The 17,333-nt window shown below is 69.5% G+C and carries 17 protein-coding genes and 1 pseudogene; 17 read left to right on the top strand and 1 reads right to left on the bottom strand.

Annotation, left to right across the window (positions count from 1 at the left end; all coding sequences use genetic code 11):
- The first annotated feature begins 22 nt into the window (after positions 1–22).
- The 5 genes from ACOGJB_RS04630 to ACOGJB_RS04610 all read left to right on the top strand — a co-directional run bounded on the left by ACOGJB_RS04630 (position 23) and on the right by ACOGJB_RS04610 (position 4,761).
- The gene (locus ACOGJB_RS04630; protein WP_419839643.1) at positions 23–1,108 is read left to right on the top strand and encodes a cysteine--tRNA ligase; all 1,086 of its coding nucleotides are present in this window, start codon (positions 23–25) and stop codon (positions 1,106–1,108) included.
- A 40-nt stretch (positions 1,109–1,148) separates the two neighbouring features.
- Positions 1,149–1,784, top strand: coding sequence for a hypothetical protein (locus tag ACOGJB_RS04625; RefSeq protein ID WP_419839642.1), 636 nt, complete (start codon positions 1,149–1,151; stop codon positions 1,782–1,784).
- Between the two features lie 2 nt (positions 1,785–1,786).
- Entirely contained in the window at positions 1,787–2,380 is a 594-nt protein-coding gene (locus ACOGJB_RS04620) for a CDP-alcohol phosphatidyltransferase family protein (protein WP_419839641.1), read from the top strand.
- Between the two features lie 203 nt (positions 2,381–2,583).
- Positions 2,584–3,537, top strand: coding sequence for a phosphatidylinositol mannoside acyltransferase (locus tag ACOGJB_RS04615; RefSeq protein WP_419839640.1), 954 nt, complete (start codon positions 2,584–2,586; stop codon positions 3,535–3,537).
- 144 nt (positions 3,538–3,681) lie between these two features.
- Entirely contained in the window at positions 3,682–4,761 is a 1,080-nt protein-coding gene (locus tag ACOGJB_RS04610; protein ID WP_419839639.1) for a glycosyltransferase family 4 protein, read from the top strand.
- A 19-nt stretch (positions 4,762–4,780) separates the two neighbouring features.
- On the opposite strand, the gene ACOGJB_RS04605 is transcribed toward ACOGJB_RS04610, so the two are convergent.
- Positions 4,781–4,987, bottom strand: a complete 207-nt coding sequence (locus ACOGJB_RS04605) for a hypothetical protein (RefSeq protein ID WP_419839638.1) — start codon at positions 4,985–4,987, stop codon at positions 4,781–4,783.
- A gap of 91 nt (positions 4,988–5,078) precedes the next feature.
- Between ACOGJB_RS04605 and ACOGJB_RS04600 the strand changes: the two genes are divergently transcribed.
- The 12 genes and pseudogenes from ACOGJB_RS04600 (at position 5,079) to secF (ending at position 17,285) form a co-directional block, all read left to right on the top strand.
- On the top strand, positions 5,079–5,885 hold the full coding sequence (locus tag ACOGJB_RS04600) for a M48 family metalloprotease (RefSeq protein WP_419839637.1): 807 nt from the start codon (positions 5,079–5,081) through the stop codon (positions 5,883–5,885).
- 96 nt (positions 5,886–5,981) lie between these two features.
- On the top strand, positions 5,982–6,887 hold the full coding sequence (pdxS, locus tag ACOGJB_RS04595; RefSeq protein WP_419840682.1) for a pyridoxal 5'-phosphate synthase lyase subunit PdxS: 906 nt from the start codon (positions 5,982–5,984) through the stop codon (positions 6,885–6,887).
- 24 nt (positions 6,888–6,911) lie between these two features.
- Entirely contained in the window at positions 6,912–7,565 is a 654-nt protein-coding gene (gene pdxT, locus ACOGJB_RS04590) for a pyridoxal 5'-phosphate synthase glutaminase subunit PdxT (RefSeq protein WP_419839636.1), read from the top strand.
- A 219-nt stretch (positions 7,566–7,784) separates the two neighbouring features.
- Entirely contained in the window at positions 7,785–8,558 is a 774-nt protein-coding gene (locus tag ACOGJB_RS04585) for a YebC/PmpR family DNA-binding transcriptional regulator (protein WP_419839635.1), read from the top strand.
- A gap of 93 nt (positions 8,559–8,651) precedes the next feature.
- A complete protein-coding gene (gene ruvC, locus ACOGJB_RS04580) occupies positions 8,652–9,182 on the top strand; it encodes a crossover junction endodeoxyribonuclease RuvC (protein WP_419839634.1) in 531 nt (176 codons plus the stop codon).
- Positions 9,179–9,799 carry a Holliday junction branch migration protein RuvA gene (ruvA, locus tag ACOGJB_RS04575; protein ID WP_419839633.1) on the top strand — a complete coding sequence of 207 codons (621 nt, stop codon included), beginning with the start codon at positions 9,179–9,181 and terminating at the stop codon, positions 9,797–9,799. The genes ruvC and ruvA overlap by 4 nt, the downstream gene beginning before the upstream one ends.
- Before the next feature lie 67 nt (positions 9,800–9,866).
- Positions 9,867–10,928 (top strand): annotated as a pseudogene (gene ruvB / locus ACOGJB_RS04570) (Holliday junction branch migration DNA helicase RuvB); the annotation flags it as partial.
- Positions 10,929–11,226: 298 nt separating this feature from the next.
- Entirely contained in the window at positions 11,227–12,507 is a 1,281-nt protein-coding gene (locus ACOGJB_RS04565; protein ID WP_419839632.1) for an S-adenosylmethionine:tRNA ribosyltransferase-isomerase, read from the top strand.
- A complete protein-coding gene (gene tgt / locus ACOGJB_RS04560; RefSeq protein ID WP_419839631.1) occupies positions 12,504–13,937 on the top strand; it encodes a tRNA guanosine(34) transglycosylase Tgt in 1,434 nt (477 codons plus the stop codon). The genes ACOGJB_RS04565 and tgt overlap by 4 nt, the downstream gene beginning before the upstream one ends.
- A gap of 167 nt (positions 13,938–14,104) precedes the next feature.
- Positions 14,105–14,419, top strand: coding sequence for a preprotein translocase subunit YajC (yajC, locus tag ACOGJB_RS04555; protein ID WP_419839630.1), 315 nt, complete (start codon positions 14,105–14,107; stop codon positions 14,417–14,419).
- Between the two features lie 44 nt (positions 14,420–14,463).
- Positions 14,464–16,104: a protein translocase subunit SecD gene (gene secD, locus ACOGJB_RS04550; protein WP_419839629.1), complete on the top strand. Its 1,641-nt coding sequence runs from the start codon at positions 14,464–14,466 to the stop codon at positions 16,102–16,104.
- Positions 16,101–17,285, top strand: coding sequence for a protein translocase subunit SecF (gene secF / locus ACOGJB_RS04545; RefSeq protein WP_419839628.1), 1,185 nt, complete (start codon positions 16,101–16,103; stop codon positions 17,283–17,285). The genes secD and secF overlap by 4 nt, the downstream gene beginning before the upstream one ends.
- Positions 17,286–17,333 lie beyond the last annotated feature (48 nt).

Raw genomic sequence — 17,333 nt, 5'->3', positions numbered from 1 at the left:
CGAGACGCGGCAACGGGCTGTCGTGCCGCTCGCCGCGAGCCCCGCAAGCACGGTGCGCATGTACGTGTGCGGGATCACGCCCTACGACGCGACCCACGTCGGCCATGCGGCCACATTCCTGGCCTACGACGTGCTCCAGCGCAGGCTGCGCGACCTGGGCTGTCGCACCCGCTGTGTGCGCAACATCACCGACGTGGACGACGACCTGCTGGCACGGGCGCGAGCGATGGGCGTGCACTATCTGGATCTGGCGGCAGGTTCGCTGGCCGCGTTCGACGCCGACATGGCAGCGCTCGGCCTGCTGCCTGCCGACGCCGAGCCGCGCGCCACCTCGGCCATATCCGACATCCGGCGACTGATCGGCAGAGTGCTCGACAGCGGGCACGCATATCGCAGCGGCGACGACGTGTTCTTCGACATCTCGACGGTGCCCAGTTTCGGCGAGCTGTGCGGTCTCGACGCCGCGGAGATGGTGGTGCTGGCGCGCAGCCATGGCGGACGACCCGACGACCCGAACAAGCGCAACCCGCTCGATTTCGTGCTCTGGCAGCGTTCGGCACCCGGCGAGCCGGAATGGTCCTCTGCGTGGGGCCTGGGCCGACCGGGATGGCACGTGGAGTGCTCTGCGCTGGCACTGGCGCACCTCGGCGAGACGATCGACGTGCACGGCGGGGGCAGCGACCTGGTGTTCCCCCATCACGAGTGCTCGCAGGCGCAATCGCAGGCCGTGACGCGGCGACCGTTCGTGCGCCACTGGATGCACACGTCGATGGTGTGCCTCGGCGGCGTCAAGATGTCGAAGTCGGCGGGCAACCTGGCGTTCGTGGCTGACCTGCGTGAGCGCTGGGATCCCATGGCGGTGCGGCTGGCGTTGCTGGGCACGCACTACCGGACAGATTGGGAGTGGTCCGAGGGCCGGGTCGCCGACGCAGCCCGGCGTCTGGAACGCTGGCGCGCCGCGGGCCGCGGCGACGGTGCGCTGGCGCATGTGCGTGAGCGCCTCGACGACGATCTTGATACCCCCGGCGCACTCGCAGCCATCGACGCAGCCGTCGAACAAGGCGCGCCGGTCAGCGACGCAGCAGCCCTGCTCGGCGTCGTGCTGTAGCCGGCGGTCGGCTGGGGGAGCGGCGGTAGCGTTGGCGCCGATGGCCGAGGCATCCGATCGCCCCGCCGGCGCCGATTCTGCGGAGGCGCCCGGCGCCACGGCAGCCGAACTCGACGATGTGCGTGACGTGCTTCCCGACGACTTGGATCGCGGCTTCGTCGGCGAGTACAAGTTCCCCGACAACTCGCGGCGCAGGATCACGGGCGCGCTCCTCTTTGCGGCAGGCGTCTGGGCGGCCACGGCGGCACTCGCCGCGGACAGCGAGGCGGTCCTGCTCAACACCGGAGTGGTCACGGGCGGCGTGATGCTCGCCCTCGCCGGCTTGTACCAGTTCGCCGCAGGACGCCGATTTGGGGTCAATGAGAACGAGGCTCTGGTTGCCGCAGTGGCCGACGTCGGCTTCACTGCCGGGCACGCCAGCGCGCAGCTCGGCTGGCGCGGCTGGCTGAGCCGCCCGACCTGGCGGGTGCTCGTGTACTCCGCAGAAGATCCGCCTGAACGCAGGGGGTTGGTGCTGGTGGACGCCTTGGGCGGCGCCGTGCTGGAGAAATGGGTGGAAGACAACCCCGAGACCTGGATCGAGACGGCACCCGCACCCGACGCCGACGAGCCGCACGAGTCTGAGTCCGCCAGCAACGCCGCTCCAGCGACCTCGGGGCCTGCCGACGGGGGCTGACGATGTTCGACGGCGTGTTCCGCAAGGGTGTCGACAGCGTCACGGCGCCGATCGGGCGTGGCCTCGCCGCCATCGGCCTGAGCGCGGACGTGCTCACCGGTCTTGGACTCGTCATGTCTGGCGCGAGTGCGGTTGCCATCGGCGCCGGCAGGCTCGGCCTCGGCACCGTGCTGCTGGTCGTGACGGCGCTTGCTGACCTGTTCGACGGGCCTGTGGCCGCTGCTCGGGGGACGTCGTCGAGCCGGGGTGCCTTCTTCGACTCGACGGCCGACCGGGTCACCGACGGCTTGCTGCTGGGCGGCATTGCCTGGTATCTGGCCGGCGAGCACGGCGCCCAGTGGGCCGTGCTGCCGATGGCGGTGCTCGGCGTCAGCGCAGTGATCTCCTACGAGCGCGCTAAGGCCGAGCTGTTGGGCTTCGAGGCCAAGGGCGGTCTGATGGAACGTGCCGAGCGCACGGTGGTGCTCGCCGTCGCTGTCGCCTTCGAAGTGTTGCTCATCCCCTTGCTCTGGGTGCTGCTCGGGCTCTCGACGATCACTGCGGTGATGCGCTTCGTGAAGGTGTGGCGCCAGGCCAGCGCACGTATGTCGCAGTGAACGCAGTGTCGCCTCGAGAGCGCGCGCAGGTCCTCGTGCGCCGCCTTCCAGGACGGCCCACGAAACGCCGCTGGCAACGACGGCATCCAGCATTCAGCGAGCAGGGGCCGGGCAAGACGCGCCGCGTGCGAAGCCGCAACAGGGCACGCCGCCTGCGAGGGCGGGACAGGGCACGCCGCCTGCGAGGGCGGGACAGGGCGACAGTGCTGGCGTACCAGGTGGGCGCGTCGGCTGCCCGGCTGGCTCCGCTGTGGCTCACCGAGCGTGTTGCCGGGCTCGCCGGGCCGGCACTGGCCCGCCTGATGCCGGCCAAGGCCGCGATGGTGCGGCGGCACCAGGCCCGGGCACAGCGCTGGGTCGCCGACGGAGCCGGGCACCCTGATACCGTCCCGGCAATTGCTCCCGCATCGGCCACAGACTCCCCAGACGATCTGCAGCGGGCCACTGCGGCGGCGTTCAGCTCCTATGCCCGCTACTGGCTGGAGTCGTTCCGCCTGCCGGCGCTGAGCGAGCTGACGCTGGATCGCGGCATCGACGTCCCGGCGTACCACCACGTGGAGGAAGCCCTCGAACGCGGCAACGGCGTCATCTTGGCTCTCCCGCACTTGGGGGGCTGGGAGTGGGCCGGGTTCTGGATGGCCACGGTCAACCGGCTGCCGATCACGGTCGTGGTCGAGCCCCTGCAGCCGCTCGAGTTGTTCGAGTGGTTCGCCGACTTCCGTGAGCGACTGGGCATGCGCGTCGTGCCGCTCGGACCCGACGCCGGCCGCGAGGTACTCGGCGCGCTGCGACGCAACGAGATCGTCTGCCTGCTGTGCGACAGAGACATCAGCGGCGACGGCATCGAGGTGACTTTCGGCGACGAGCGAACGACCCTGCCCGCGGGCCCGGCGATGCTGGCGCTGCGATCAGGAGCAGCCCTGCTGCCGACTGCCGTGTACTTCCGCCCCCGCGGCCGGCACCTGGGCACTGTCCGCCCGCCGATCGACGTCACACGCCACGGGCGCCTGCGCGACGACGTCACCGCAGTCACCCAAAGCCTCGCCGACGAGCTGGCGAACCTGATCGCCGCAGAACCCCACCAGTGGCACCTCTTCGGCCCAAACTGGCCATCAGATCAATCCGCCGACACCGCCGACACAGCCGAGGACTCCTGAGAGTTTGAGCCGTGGCGCGATCGCACTTGTTGGGGCATCTGCGCCGCGCCTAGCGTCAAGTCGGCAGTGAGGTTTCCCGCGCGGATGGCCGGCGACGTTCGCCCGTCCGTTGCGACCGTCCATTCGACAGTGAGGAACGACCGAGTGAGGATCGGGATCATCTCGCCGTACAGCCTGACCAGCGCCGGTGGCGTTCAGGTGCAGGTGCTGGGCTTGGCCCGCGCGTTGTCCGCGAAAGGCCACGACGCCCGGGTGCTCGCTCCGTGCGACGGCGCGCCGCCCCAGACCGGTGTCACGCCGCTCGGCGCGAGCATCCCTACGTTCGCGAACGGTTCGGTCGCGCCGATTGCTCCCGACTTCGCCTGCACGCTGCGCACGGTGCGCGCGCTGCGCGACGAAGCGTTCGACGTCGTGCACCTGCACGAGCCGCTGTGCCCCGGGCCGACGCAGACGGCGCTGTTCCTGCGCAGCGCACCCACCGTGGGCACCTGGCACGCTGCAGGGGGCAGCCTCGCCTACCTCGTGCCCGGAACGCGCTGGCTGGCGACGCGCATGGAAATACGGGCCGCGGTCTCAGCCGATGCCGCCGAGATGGCCCACGACGGCGTCGGCGGCGAGTACGAGCTGGTGTTCAACGGCGTCGAGCTCGACCTCTTCGACAGCGCGAAACCGAAGCGAAACGGTGCGCCCACCATCGCCTACATCGGTCGCCATGAGCCGCGCAAGGGCCTCACGGTTCTGCTTGACGCCATGTCACGGCTGCCCGAGGGCATCCGGCTGTGGGTGATGTCGCGCGGCCCGCAGACCGAAGAGCTGCAGCGCAGGTACCAGCGCGACACGCGCATCGAGTGGCTGGGACGGGTCAGCGAGACCGAGAAGCTGGCGCGCATCAAGGGCGCCGACGTGTTCTGCGTGCCGTCGCTGCACGGCGAGAGCTTCGGCGTGGTGCTGCTGGAGGCGATGGCGGCGCGCACGCCGGTCGTAGCCAGCGACCTAGGGGGCTATCGCAACGTGGTGCGCGTCGGCGACGAGGCCGTGCTGGTGCCTCCCGGCGACCCCGCAGCGCTGGCGTCGGCGCTCATCGACGTGCTCACCCAGCCCGACCGAGCCGCCGACCTCGTCGCTGCGGGCCGCCAGCGAGCCGAGCAGTTCTCGATGTCCCGGCTGGCGGACATCTACCTCGACATGTACGAGCGCGCCATTGCGCAGCGCACTTCAGCTTGACAACGGCACCGAGCGGCCTTCACTCGCTGAGCTTGCCTACCTTGTCGGCGATGCTCAGCAGTAGCTCGGTATGGCCTGTCAGCGCCTCAGCTGTCTCGCGCTGCGATGCCTCGATATTGCGCTGCGATGCCTCGACCCGTCGCAGGGCGGCACGCTGGACTGCGAACGTCGCGTCGAGTGCCTCGCCGACTGGCGGCAGCGAATCGGGGACTTCCTCGTCGGCCATGGCGTCAACATACCGCGACACCTCATCGTCAGCGCGCGCATTTTTCGTGCCTGCTGTGTTGCAAGTGCGCGGACACGGTTGAATGCAACGCGTGGACCCGCTGTTCGCCATCTATCGCAGCCGAGCCGACAAGCTGCTGGCGGAGTTCTGGGCCGTGCACGTCGTCGCAGCCGCGCTCGCGGGTGTCGCGGCGGCACTGTTCACGTCGCTCGGCTGGTGGGTGGTCCCGCTCGCGGTGGTGGCTGCGTGCGGGTTGGCCGCAGGGGAGCTGGCGGTCGGGGAACGGCGCCTGCGCAAGTTGCTCGTCGGCACCAGCTCCAGCGAGCTCGATCCCCCCGACGAACCTCGCTTGGCCAACGTCGTCGACGGTGTGTGCCTGCTGGTGGGCGTTCCCGTGCCGGAACTAGTGGTCGCGCCCAGCAGTGCGGTGAACGCCACTGCGTTCGGCCGGCGGCCTGGTCAATCCACCGTCGTCGTCACCAGGGGCTTGCTCGATTCGCTGAATCGCATCGAGCTCGAGGCGGTAGTCGCACGGTTGGCGACCCAGATTCGTGACGGGCGTGCCGCCTACCTCACCACCCTTGTCACCACGGTCGGGCTTCCGGCGCTGCTGTGGCCCGCCCTGTGGCCGCTGGTGCAGGCCCGCACCGAGCGCGAGGCCAGCACGGGCAGCGACTTCCACGACGACGCCGAGGCCGTGCGGCTGACGCGCTACCCGCCGGGCCTCGCAAATGCGCTGGAGTCGATGTCGTCGGCAGGCGTACGCAGCGACGCGCCGCGGGTGACCTGGCCGCTGTGGCTGGCCGATCCCCGATCCGCGGAGACGGCGGCCACCGACGACCTGCCCGACTACCGGGCAGACCTCGAGACGCGGGTCGCTGTCCTGCGCGAGTTCTGAGCGCAGCGTGCGCATCCCCGGGGCAGCACCGGGGCCGCTCCCTACACTGACCCCATGAATTCAGGCCCCACGAGCACAGGCCAGGCTGGCATCTCGATGCCCTCCCATGCGCAAGCCGCAGAGTCCCAGATGGTGGGAACCGTGCGGGTCAAGCGCGGGCTTGCCGACATGCTCCGCGGCGGCGTCATCATGGACGTGGTCACGCCCGAGCAGGCCAAGATTGCGGAAGATGCCGGGGCGGTCGCCGTCATGGCGCTCGAACGGGTTCCCGCCGACATCCGCCGCGACGGCGGTGTGGCCCGCATGAGCGACCCGGCAATGATCGAGGGCATCCAGGCGGCAGTGACGATCCCGGTCATGGCCAAGGCTCGCATCGGCCACTTCGGCGAGGCCCAGGTGCTCGAGGCGCTCGACGTCGACTACATCGACGAGTCTGAGGTGCTCACGCCCGCAGACGAGACCCATCACATCGACAAGTGGGCGTTCACCGTCCCGTTCGTGTGCGGTGCCACGAACCTGGGCGAGGCGCTGCGACGCATCTCCGAGGGCGCCTGCTTGATTCGCTCGAAGGGCGAGGCAGGCACTGGCAACATCGTGGAGGCCGTCCGGCACCTGCGCTCGATCACTGGCGACATCGCCAAGATCACCCAGGCCGATTCCGCCGAGCTGTTCGATTGGGCGAAGCAGCTGCAGTCGCCGCTCGGCCTGGTGCAGGAGATCGCTGAGACCGGCCGTTTGCCGGTGCCTCTGTTCTGCGCAGGCGGCATCGCGACGCCCGCCGACGCTTCGCTGGTGTGCCAGCTCGGCGCCGAAGCCGTCTTCGTCGGGTCGGGGATCTTCAAGAGCGAAGACCCTGGGCCACGCGCCGAGGCGATCGTCGAGGCCACAACGCACTACCGCGATCCGTCAGTGGTGGCCAAGGTCAGCCGGGGGCTCGGCAGCGCCATGCCGGGTCTCGAGATGGAAGGTCTCGAAACCAAGCTCGCCGATCGCGGCTGGTAAGAGGCTGAGCCGTCCGGCAAAGCAGTGGCCGCGAGCAATAGCCAGTCGCTGATCGGCGTCGTCGCGCTGCAAGGAGCAGCGGCCGAGCATGTCGCCGCCTTCCGGCGCGTCGGAGCGCGAGCTGTCGAAGTGCGTGTGCCCGCAGACCTCGATGGCGTCGATGCGGTGGCGCTTCCCGGCGGAGAGTCGACCACGATGTCGCACCTGCTGCGCACCAGCGGTCTGTTCGATGCGCTGTCGGCCCGTCTGGCCGACGGCATGCCGGCGTTCGGCACCTGCGCGGGCATGATCCTGCTGGCGGCGGAGGTGCTCGACGGTCGACCCGATCAGCGATGCTTCGGCGCCATCGACATCTCTGTGCGCCGCAACGCCTTCGGCCGCCAGGTTGCGAGCTTCGAGGCGAGTCTCGCCACCCAGGGCCTCGACAAGCCCTTTCACGCCGTGTTCATTCGAGCCCCATGGGTGGAGCGCTCCGGTGACGGCGTGGAGGTGCTCGCCGAGATCCGGCCCGCCGCAAACTCGACGGGCCGCGATGTTCACGCACCTGTCCCGGTGCTGTGCCGATCAGGCCCGATCTTGGTGTCGAGCTTTCACCCCGAGCTGACTGCGGATGATCGCATTCACCAGATCTTCCTGGACATGGTCGTTACTGCTGCTGCACCGGGCCGAATGCCGTAAGGCTTCTTTCCAAGAGGGATCCCCAGCAAGCGGCCCCCTCTCCCACGGATGTCTGTTCGAGCACTTGGGCGCCGCGCCCGAGGGCTTGGAAGTACAGCAGCATCGTGTTTGTCGCCAAGACTTCGGCTGAGCTGGCGCGTCGGGCAGACTGTCCGAACTGCTACGAGCGCATGCGTTGCGGCGCACGCTGCTCGGCATGTCTCATGTGGGAGGGGGTTTGTGTCCGGTCATTCCAAGTGGGCGACGATCAAGTACCGCAAGGGTGCCGCCGACAAGGCGCGCGGGAAGCTGTTCGCCAAGCTGATCCGCCAGGTGGAGGTTGCGGCGCGTGAGGGCGGCGGCGACCTCGACTCCAACGCCACGCTGCGCACGACGTACCAGAAGGCCCGTGACAACTCGGTGCCGCTCGACACGATCGAGCGGGCCATCAAGCGGGGCACCGGCGAGCTGGAGGGCGTGTCGTATGAGCAGGTCACCTACGAGGGCTATGCGCCCGGCGGGGTTGCCATGTTCGTGGACGTGCTCACCGACAATCGCAATCGCACCGGCTCGGAGATTCGCAGCGTGTTCACGCGCGCCGGCGGCTCGCTGGCCGAGCCGGGCGCTGTCGCGTGGCAATTCGAGCGCCAGGGCGTGGTGGTGGTGCCCGCGGTGGCATCGGAGCCTGACGCGGCCGATCCCGATGAGGACGAACTGATGCTGGCGGCGCTGGACGCAGGCGCCGAGGACATCGAGCGCGAGGGCGACACCTGGCGCGTCATCACCGAGCCGGCCGACACCATGGCAGTGCGCGAGGCAATCGAGGCGGCGGGCATTGCGGTGAGCTCGGCAGATCTGACCTATGCGCCGCAGAATCTCATCGAGCTGACCAGCGTGTCGTCGGCCAAGCAGGTCATGGCAGTGCTCGACGCGCTCGACGACCACGACGACGTGCAAGGCGTCTACGCCAACTTCGACATCAGCGAATCCCTGCTGGAGTCGATCGCCAACTGACGCAGGCGCCGGGCTCGCAATGCCGATCGCGCACGGGCCGCATGCCTGTCCCATACCCGGCCGGCGAGGCGGCAAAGGCTACGGTTCGTACTGATGTTCGTACTTGGGATCGACCCTGGACTGTCGCGCTGCGGATACGGCGTGATCGAACAGATTCGCGGCTCTGGCGCGCAGCGCACCCGCAATGAGGCAGTGGCGCTGGGCGTTGTGCGCACCGATCCCGCAGAGCCCCAAGCGGTGCGGCTGGCCGCGCACATGGCAGAGCTGCAGAACCTTCTTGGCGAGTTCCAGCCCTCGGTGGTGGCCGTGGAGCGTGTCTTCTTTCAGGTGAATGTCCGTACGGCGATCGGCGTGGCGCAGGTGGCCGGCTTGGCCATGGCACTCGCGGCGGCCGCGGGGATCGAGGTGGTCGAGTACACGCCGACCCAGATCAAGCAGGCCATCTCCGGCTGGGGCGGGGCCGACAAAGACCAGATGAAGCGCATGGTCGGCGAGCTGCTGGCGCTGCCGGGGCCTCCCGAGCCGGCCGATGCCGCCGATGCTGCTGCGGTTGCGCTGTGCCACCTGTCCCAAGCGTCGTGGCAGCTTGCTGCGGCCTCGCCCCGGGCAGGCTTGCGAGCATGATCGGCTCGGTGCGCGGGCGTCTGCTCGACAAGGATCCTGGCGGCGAACTGCTGATCGAGGCCGGCGGGGTGGGGTACCGCGTCACTGTTGGGGCCGCCGCGCTGGCCGGTGCGGGACCGGTGGGCGACGAGTGCTTCGTGTACGTCCACCATCACGTGCGTGAAGACAGCTCAGACCTCTACGGGTTCGCCGAGCTCGATGAGCGACGCTGCTTCGAGGCGCTGCTGAGCGCGCACGGCGTGGGGCCCGCGCTGGCGCTTGCGGTGCTCTCACACCTGCCGCCCGACGAGCTGCGGCGGGCAGTTGCCGCCGATGATGCCGCCGCGCTGGAGCTGGTGCCCGGCATCGGCGCCAAGACGTCCAAGCGCATGGTGCTCGACTTGAAATCTCGGCTCGGCGCGCCCGAGATGGCCGGGGGTGCTACGGCGGTTGGTCCCGGCGGCGACGGTGCGGGCAGCGCCGTAGCCGAGGTTCGTGCGGCGCTCGGCCAGATGGGATTCGGGCCCGCCGAGATCCGTGAGGCCATGGCCGCCGTTGCGGTTGAAGCCGCACGTGACGGGGCCGCCGACACGGGTGCCCTGCTGCGCGTGGCGCTGCAAGAGCTGGGTCCGCGATGAGCGGCATCGCCAAGGGTTGCCCATCGGTGTCGGTGCATGCACGCCGAGGTATGGACCGGTTGCAGCGATGAGCGCTGCGAGCGGGCGCAGCGAGGGTTACCGGCGGGTGGAATCGGCGGCGCAGCCCGACTCAGGCCGGAGCGAGGTCACCGATCCGGCGCGCTCGGTGGCCGACGACGGCGACGCCGAGACAACGCTGCGGCCCCGCTCACTGGATGAGTTCGTGGGCCAGCCCGAAGTGCGAGAGCATGTCGCCATCACGCTGCGGGCGGCGATGGCCCGCGGCCAGTCGCCCGACCACCTGCTGTTCGCCGGCCCACCGGGGCTCGGCAAGACGACGCTGGCGGCGATCATCGCCCAGGAGCTGAACGCGGCGCTGCATCAGACGTCGGGCCCAGCCGTGGAGCGGGCAGGCGACCTCGCGGCGATCCTGACCAATCTGGCCGACGGCGATGTGCTGTTCATCGACGAGATCCATCGGCTGCCCAAGATCGTCGAAGAGGTGCTCTACCCCGCGATGGAGGACTTCGCGATTGACATCGTGCTGGGCAAGGGACCGGCGGCGCGCTCCATCCGATTCGACCTGCCCCGCTTCACCTTGGTGGGCGCTACGACCCGTACTGGGCTGATCTCGGGACCGTTGCGTGATCGCTTCGGCCTCGTCGAACGTCTCGACTACTACTCCACCGACGATCTGACGGCGATCGTGACCCGTGCCGGGGGGATTCTCGGCGTGCAGATCGACGGCGACGGCGCTGCGGAGATCGCCTCGCGCAGCCGGGGCACGCCGCGGATCGCCAACCGGCTGCTGCGCCGCGTGCGTGACTTCGCCGAGGTGCGCGCCGGCGGTGCGGTCGACGTCGCGGTGGCCCGCGAGGGGCTTGCCGCGTTCGGCGTCGACGAACTCGGGCTCGACAAGGTCGACCGCGCCATCCTGGATGCGCTCGCGGTGACCCACGCCGGTCAGCCGCTGGGCCTGTCGACGCTGGCCATCACCGTGGGCGAGCAGACCGAGACGGTGGAAGACGTGTACGAGCCGTTCCTGATCCAGCGCGGGCTGCTGCAGCGCACGCCCCGCGGCCGCATTGCCACCGCTGCGGCCTACGCACACATCGGCGTCGACCTGCCGCCCACCGCGGCGTATGCGAGCAGCCCCGCGGTAGCCGACGCCGAGAACACGTTGTTCGAAGCGCCGGACTCTGCCGCCGCATTCGAGGATGCGGCGCCCGCTGAGTCTGAGGTTGAGGCTTCGAGAAGGGACTCGCTGGCTGCACCCGTCGACGTTGAGCCTGCGGATGCGCCGGTACAGGTCGACGATGCGCCCTGGTGAGACTCCCGCAAGCGACGCGCTGTTGCGACTTCGGCAGGCTTGCATCGCATCGCCCGGCAGCGTTCCGATTCGTCGTCAGCCGTAGCCTCGGCTGGCGATGAGCGGGCCGCGGCTGCGGATGGACGAGTTCGGCTACGAGCTGCCACCGTCGGCGATTGCACATGTGCCCACCGAGCCGCGCGACGCGGCCCGCCTGCTGGTGGACCGCGGCCCGGGCAAGGCCCCTGAGCACCGCCGCATCAGCGACCTCGGGGCGCTGCTGGAGGCGGGGGACCTGCTGGTTGTCAACGAGACGCGGGTGATGCCCGCTCGCCTGCCGCTTCGCAAGCGCACCGGCGGAACGGCCGAAGTGCTGCTGCTCGAGCCCCTGGCCGCGGGTGCCACCGCAGGCTCACTGGCTGCCGCTGCGAGGCGTGCGGCAAGCGAGATCGTGCCGGATCGGGCGGGAGGCGAGTCGCTGCGTGCTGCGGGTGCCCCCGGTGGCGGCTCGGTGTTGTGGGCTGCGCTTGTGCGGCCCTCGCGGCGGATCGCCGACGGCACCGTGCTGGTGTCCGAACGCGACCCGAACGTCGAGGTGGTCGTTGGCACGCGACTGGATCGCCAGCGTCGGGCGGTGAGAGTTCTCGTCGGCGGTGCGCCCCTGGTCGATGCATCGCAGACTCGGCTGCTCGAGCGCGCCGGGGAGACGCCGCTGCCGCCGTACATCGATGCCGACACCGTGCGATCAGCGGTCGCGCAGCGCATCGGAGTGGACGCCCCCGACGGCGACGCAACCCGGGCAGCTCTGGCCGACCGCTACCAGACCGTCTATGCCCGCGCTGATGGATCGGCGGCGGCACCTACCGCGGGGCTGCATCTGACGGAGCGCGTCCTGGATGCGCTGCGATCGAAAGGCGTGGGTGTCGCTACTGTCGACCTGACCGTGGGGTTGGCGACGTTCGCGCCGGTTACTGCTGAGTATGCAGACGAGCACGAGATGCACACCGAGCACTACCGGGTGCCTGCGGAGACGCTTGCCGCCTGCGCCGGCGCCGAGCGGGTGGTGGCCGTGGGCACCACCACCGTGCGAGCACTCGAGGCTGCGGCCCGTCAGCAGCGGCTCGCGTGCCGCCACGACGGTGACGACCCGGGCGCTGACGATCGGCGTAACGCTGACGTGTGCGGCTCGACCGATCTGTTCCTGCAGCGCGGCGAGGAGTTCTTGGTGGTCGACGCGATGCTCACCAACTTTCACCTGCCGCGATCGTCGCTGCTGTTGCTCATCGATGCGTTCATCGGGCCGCGCTGGCGGGATCTGTACGAGGCAGCGCTCGCGGAGGGTTACCGCTTCCTGTCGTTCGGCGATGCCATGCTGCTGCGTCGCGGCGGTGAGCAATGAGCCGCCCGAGCGGCGCCGCTGATGGCACTCTCGGCGCGGCATCTGCCGTCGCAGCGTCGTCCGGAGCAGGTTCGGCCAGCAGGGCTGCGTTCGAGTTGCTGGCATCGGACGGCTCGGCCCGGCGGGGGCATATCACGACTGCCCGAGGAACCATCCAGACGCCGGTGTTCATGCCCGTGGGGACCCGTGGTGCGGTTATCCATCTCGACGCCACCGACTACGAGCACCTGGGCCTCGCCGTGGTCCTCGCCAACACCTATCACTTGCTGGCGCGGCCGGGTGTGGAGGTGGTGGAGTCGCTCGGCGGGCTGCACAAGTTCACCGGCTGGGACGGACACTTCCTCACCGACTCCGGCGGCTTCCAGATCATGTCCCTCGGCCGCCGTCCCGGCGGCGGGGACCAGCACAGCCGCCGTCCCGGCGGCGGGGACCAGCACAGCCGCCGTCCCGGCGGCGGGGACCAGCACAGCCGCCGTCCCGGCGGCGGGGACCAGCACAGCCGCCGTCCCGGCGGCGGGGACCAGCACAGCCGCCGTCCCGGCGGCGGGGACCAGCACAGCCGCCGTCCCGGCGGCGCGGGCACTTCCCCGCAGGATGCGAAATCCAAGGTGGACGACGAGGGCGTGACGTTCCGTTCGACCTATGACGGCACCCGGATGCGGCTGACGCCCGAGGGTGCCGTGGATGCGCAGCGCCGCCTGGGATCCGACATCCAGATGGCACTCGATGTCTGCCCAGAGTTGCCCGCGCCTCCCGCTGAAATCCGCCTGGCGACCGAACGCACCCACCTGTGGGCAGCCAGGGCCGCGTCGGCTATGGATGACGCCCGCCGGCGCGGCACCGCTGGCGGGCAGGCGTTGTTCGGCATCTGCCAGGGCGGGATCGATCCGGGGCTGCGGCGCAGCAGCGCAGAGACGCTGGCCTCGATCGGGTTCGACGGCTACGGCATCGGCGGACTCTCGGTGGGGGAGTCTCGCGGCGAGATGGGTCCCGCCCTGCGGGCAGCCACCGACGTGCTGCCCGTCGAGAAGCCCCGCTACCTGATGGGCGTTGGCGATCCGGCCCGCATCGTTGACGCCATCGCTGCTGGGGTGGACATGTTCGACTGTGTCCTGCCCAGCCGGCTCGGCCGCCACGGCACTGCGCTCACGCCGCAGGGTCGGATCAACATTCGAAATGCCCGATTTGCTCGCGACCTCACGCCGCTTGACCCCCGCCCGGTCGCCGGCGACGGGCGCCCGCAGCCGGGCGCTCGCTTCAGCCGCGGCTACCTCCGGCACCTGATGAGCGTGAACGAACCGACGGCCAGTCGCATCTTGACGTTGCATAACATCGCATTCTTGAACGACTTGGTCGCCGACGCACGCGCCGCCATCGAAGCCGGCCAGTTCGGCGCATTCCGCGAGCGGGTCAATGAAGTCTGGAGATGAGCCGCTGCCGGCGCGGGCAGGCCGGTACGCTGACCCGCCGTGCCGGCCTCGAATCAGCAGCGTGCTGCACTCAGGGTGCTGCGCTTGGGGGCCTTCCGCACCGCGCCACGTGCCAGCAGTTGCTGGCGAGAAGCCCCACCGATCGACGCCACGCCGAGGAGCACGTCATGAGTTCGATCATCTTGCTCGTTGCCCTGTTCGGACTCATGTACTTCCTGATGATCCGGCCGCAGCGCAAGCGCGCCGCAGAGCGCGCCGCGATGCTGCGCGCCGCCGACATCGGTGACGTGGTCGCCACGGTCGGCGGGGTCATCGGCAAGATCGTGGCGGTCGAAGAGCCCGGCGAGGTTGTCTGCATCGAGGTCGACAGCGACGTGGAGCTGCGGGTGCAGCGCCGCGCGATCGGCGAGATCGTGACGCGCGCCGACGATGAGGTCGCCGGCGACCCGCCTCCATCGGATGACGTCGACGCACCGGAGTGATCCCGGCTTGACGCGTCCCGGCCCTCAACAACGCTGCATCTGAAATGCGCCGTTCGCAGATCGTCTCGCTCCTGCTCGCGATCCTGATCGGATTCGGCTCGCTCGCCGGCGTGCTGGCTGCGGGCTGGGCGCCGGTGCTGGGCGTGCAGCTCCAGGGCGGTGTGGAGGTGCTGCTGCGCCCCACAGCGCCGGCCGACGATGAGCAGCTCGATCGTGCGATCGAGATCATCCGGTCGCGTGTCGACGCACTCGGCGTGGCGGAACCCGACATCACACGTCAAGGCGAGCAAGTCGTCGTACAGCTCCCTGGCGTCAAGGACAAGCAGCGTGCCGTCGACTTGGTCGGGCAGACGGCCGAACTGCGCTTCCGTCCCGTGCTGCTGACGTTCAGTGCTTTCGATGAGGCCGAGTTCCGCTCGGCGCTGGACTTCGCCGACGCGTACAACGGCTCGATCGGCGCAGTCGACGGGGCCGTCGAAGCTGCAACCGACTCCGACACAGATACTGAGTCTGCGTCCGCCAGCGAGGCTGCCAGCGACTCATTGGGCGATTCCCCCGCCGATCAGGCGGGCGGGCCGCCCGAGACCCTAGAACCACCCGAGATCATCGAGCCCGAAGCCGCCGAATCGACCGCTGACGACCCGGTCGAGATCGAAGTCGAAGAGCGGCTCGACTTCACCTCTGCCGAGGACGACATCGCCGATCATGCCGTCGTGATCGGCGACCGCGGCGGGCTGACCGGTTACGTGCTCGGCCCGGCTGAGCTCACCGGCGAGGCAGTCGCCGAGGCAGCGGCGACGTTCAACAACGAGTGGGTCGTCAACGTAGATCTCACAGACGAGGGAGCGGTCGGCTTCGACGAGATCGCCGCCAGGTACTTCGGCCAGCAGGTGGCGATCGTGCTCGACGGCGTCGTCGAGTCGGCCCCCGTCATCCGTGCCACAGAGTTCGGGGGCACTGCGGTCATCTCGGGCACCTTCGACGAGCAAGGTGCGCGCGACCTCGCCGTCGCGCTGCGCTTCGGTGCGCTGCCTGTCGAATTCGAGCAGGACGACGTGCGGACCGTGTCGGCCACCCTCGGCGAGGGCACGCTGCGTGCGGGCGTGATCGCCGGCATCGTCGGGCTGATCCTCGTCGGCCTGTACATGCTGTTCTATTACCGGCTGCTCGGCATCGTGGCCGTGGCCAGCTTGGCCATCAGCGGTTCGATCCTGTGGTCGCTCATCAGCTGGCTCGGCGAGAGCCGGGGCCTGGCGCTGACGCTGGCCGGCACCACCGGCATCATCGTGTCGATCGGTGTGCAGGTCGACTCGAACATTGTCTATTACGAGCGGATCAAAGAAGAGGTGCGGCGTGGTCGGGCGGTTCGCTCGGCGGCCGATGCCAGCTTCAAGGGCGCGTTCGCAACCATTGTCTGGGCTGACTTGGCGTCGCTCATCGGTGCGGGCGTGCTGTACCAGCTCACCAGTGGCACCGTCCGCGGCTTCGCCCTGTATCTCGGGCTGGCAACGCTGATCGACTTGGCGGTGTCGTACTTCTTCATGAGGCCGCTGGTGGTGTTCGTCGCCCGGCGGCTGGTGAGAGAGCAGCCTCGGCGCTTGGGCGTGCTGCCGTCGGAGGGCGACGATGTCGCTGCGACTGCCGCGCCAGGTGCGGCCGCCGCGCCCGCGGGAGGCACATCGTGATCGCAACGCTGCGCAGCTTCTACCGAGGCGAGAACAGCTGGGACATCTTGCGTGTGTCACGCAAAGTGCTCATCGGCTCGGCGTTGGCGGTGCTCATCTGCGTGGTGGCGCTGGTCGTGCGGGGTCTGAACCTCGGCATCGAGTTCGAAGGCGGCTCGGTGTGGGAGATTCCCGCGTCGTCGGCCGCCGAGGGCCTCGATAACGGGTCGGAGGCCGCGGCCGGCGAGGACGCGGCAACCGACGGCGCGGCTGGGAACGATAGAGCGGCCGGCGAATCCGAGACGTCAGCCAGCAGCTCCGGCGACGACGTGACGACCGACGTCGTGGCCGCTGTGGCCGCGGCGGCCGGGGTGCCCGATGCGCGTGTGCAGTTCGTGGTGGTGACCGGCGCGCCCGACATCTTCCGGGTGCGCGGCGTGCTGGGCCCTGACGCCGACAGCGCTGCGGTTGCCACAGCGCTGGCCGATGCCGTCGGCGTCGACGTGGAGAGCCTGTCGACTCGCCAGGTCAGCCCGTCTTTCGGCGACGAGGTCGCCGGCAAGGCACGCCGGGCGCTCGTGGTGTTCTTCGTGCTGATCGCGCTGTACTTGTGGTTCCGCTTCGAGTGGAAAATGTCAGTCGGTGCGCTGATTGCGGTGGGTCACGACATCGTGCTGACCGTCGGTGCCTATGCGCTGTTCGGGTTCGAAGTGACGCCGGCGACGGTGGTGGCGTTCCTCACGATCATGGGCTACTCGCTCTACGACACGATCGTTGTGTTCGACCGTGTCAAATCGAATGAGCGGTCCTTGCCGGCGCGCAGCCACTTCACGTACCACGCGCTCGCGAACGTGTCGCTCAACCAGGTGCTGACGCGATCGGTGAATACATCGATCACCTCGGTGCTGCCGGTGTTGTCGTTGCTGGTCGTGGGCGCCGGGTTCCTCGGCGCCGGCACCCTGGCGGAGTTCGCCACCGCACTGCTGATCGGCCTGCTCGTGGGTTCATACAGCTCGATCTTCGTGGCGATGCCGACGGTCGCGTGGCTGAAGGGCTACGAGCCGGGCTGGGCTGCTGCGCAGGTCGCAGCCGATGCCGCCGGCCGCCTCGATTCGATGGAAGCCGCCACCCAGGCGCTCGCCGCAGAGAACTACACCCGCAGCGCCCCGCCGCGCCCCCGCAAGAAGGGCCGCCGCCGCTAGCGCACTCGCCGCCGTCGCCGTGCTCCATACGCGCGCCCGGACGGCTGA

It is taken from the genome of Candidatus Poriferisodalis sp., assembly GCF_965208895.1.
Classification (GTDB): Bacteria; Actinomycetota; Acidimicrobiia; order Acidimicrobiales; family Poriferisodalaceae; genus Poriferisodalis.
Note: the sequence above shows the minus strand (reverse complement) of the source record. Positions and strands in the feature narration are given on the sequence as shown.

Bases quoted from the DNA above. Each gene is read 5' to 3' on its own strand.
- ACOGJB_RS04625 (WP_419839642.1), top strand. From the start codon at position 1,149: ATGGCCGAGGCATCCGATCGCCCCGCCGGCGCCGATTCTGCGGAGGCG.
- ACOGJB_RS04620 (WP_419839641.1), top strand. From the start codon at position 1,787: ATGTTCGACGGCGTGTTCCGCAAGGGTGTCGACAGCGTCACGGCGCCG.
- ACOGJB_RS04605 (WP_419839638.1), bottom strand. From the start codon at position 4,987: ATGGCCGACGAGGAAGTCCCCGATTCGCTGCCGCCAGTCGGCGAGGCA.
- pdxS (WP_419840682.1), top strand. From the start codon at position 5,982: ATGCCCTCCCATGCGCAAGCCGCAGAGTCCCAGATGGTGGGAACCGTG.
- ruvC (WP_419839634.1), top strand. From the start codon at position 8,652: ATGTTCGTACTTGGGATCGACCCTGGACTGTCGCGCTGCGGATACGGC.
- ruvA (WP_419839633.1), top strand. From the start codon at position 9,179: ATGATCGGCTCGGTGCGCGGGCGTCTGCTCGACAAGGATCCTGGCGGC.
- ACOGJB_RS04565 (WP_419839632.1), top strand. From the start codon at position 11,227: ATGAGCGGGCCGCGGCTGCGGATGGACGAGTTCGGCTACGAGCTGCCA.
- tgt (WP_419839631.1), top strand. From the start codon at position 12,504: ATGAGCCGCCCGAGCGGCGCCGCTGATGGCACTCTCGGCGCGGCATCT.
- yajC (WP_419839630.1), top strand. From the start codon at position 14,105: ATGAGTTCGATCATCTTGCTCGTTGCCCTGTTCGGACTCATGTACTTC.
- secD (WP_419839629.1), top strand. From the start codon at position 14,464: ATGCGCCGTTCGCAGATCGTCTCGCTCCTGCTCGCGATCCTGATCGGA.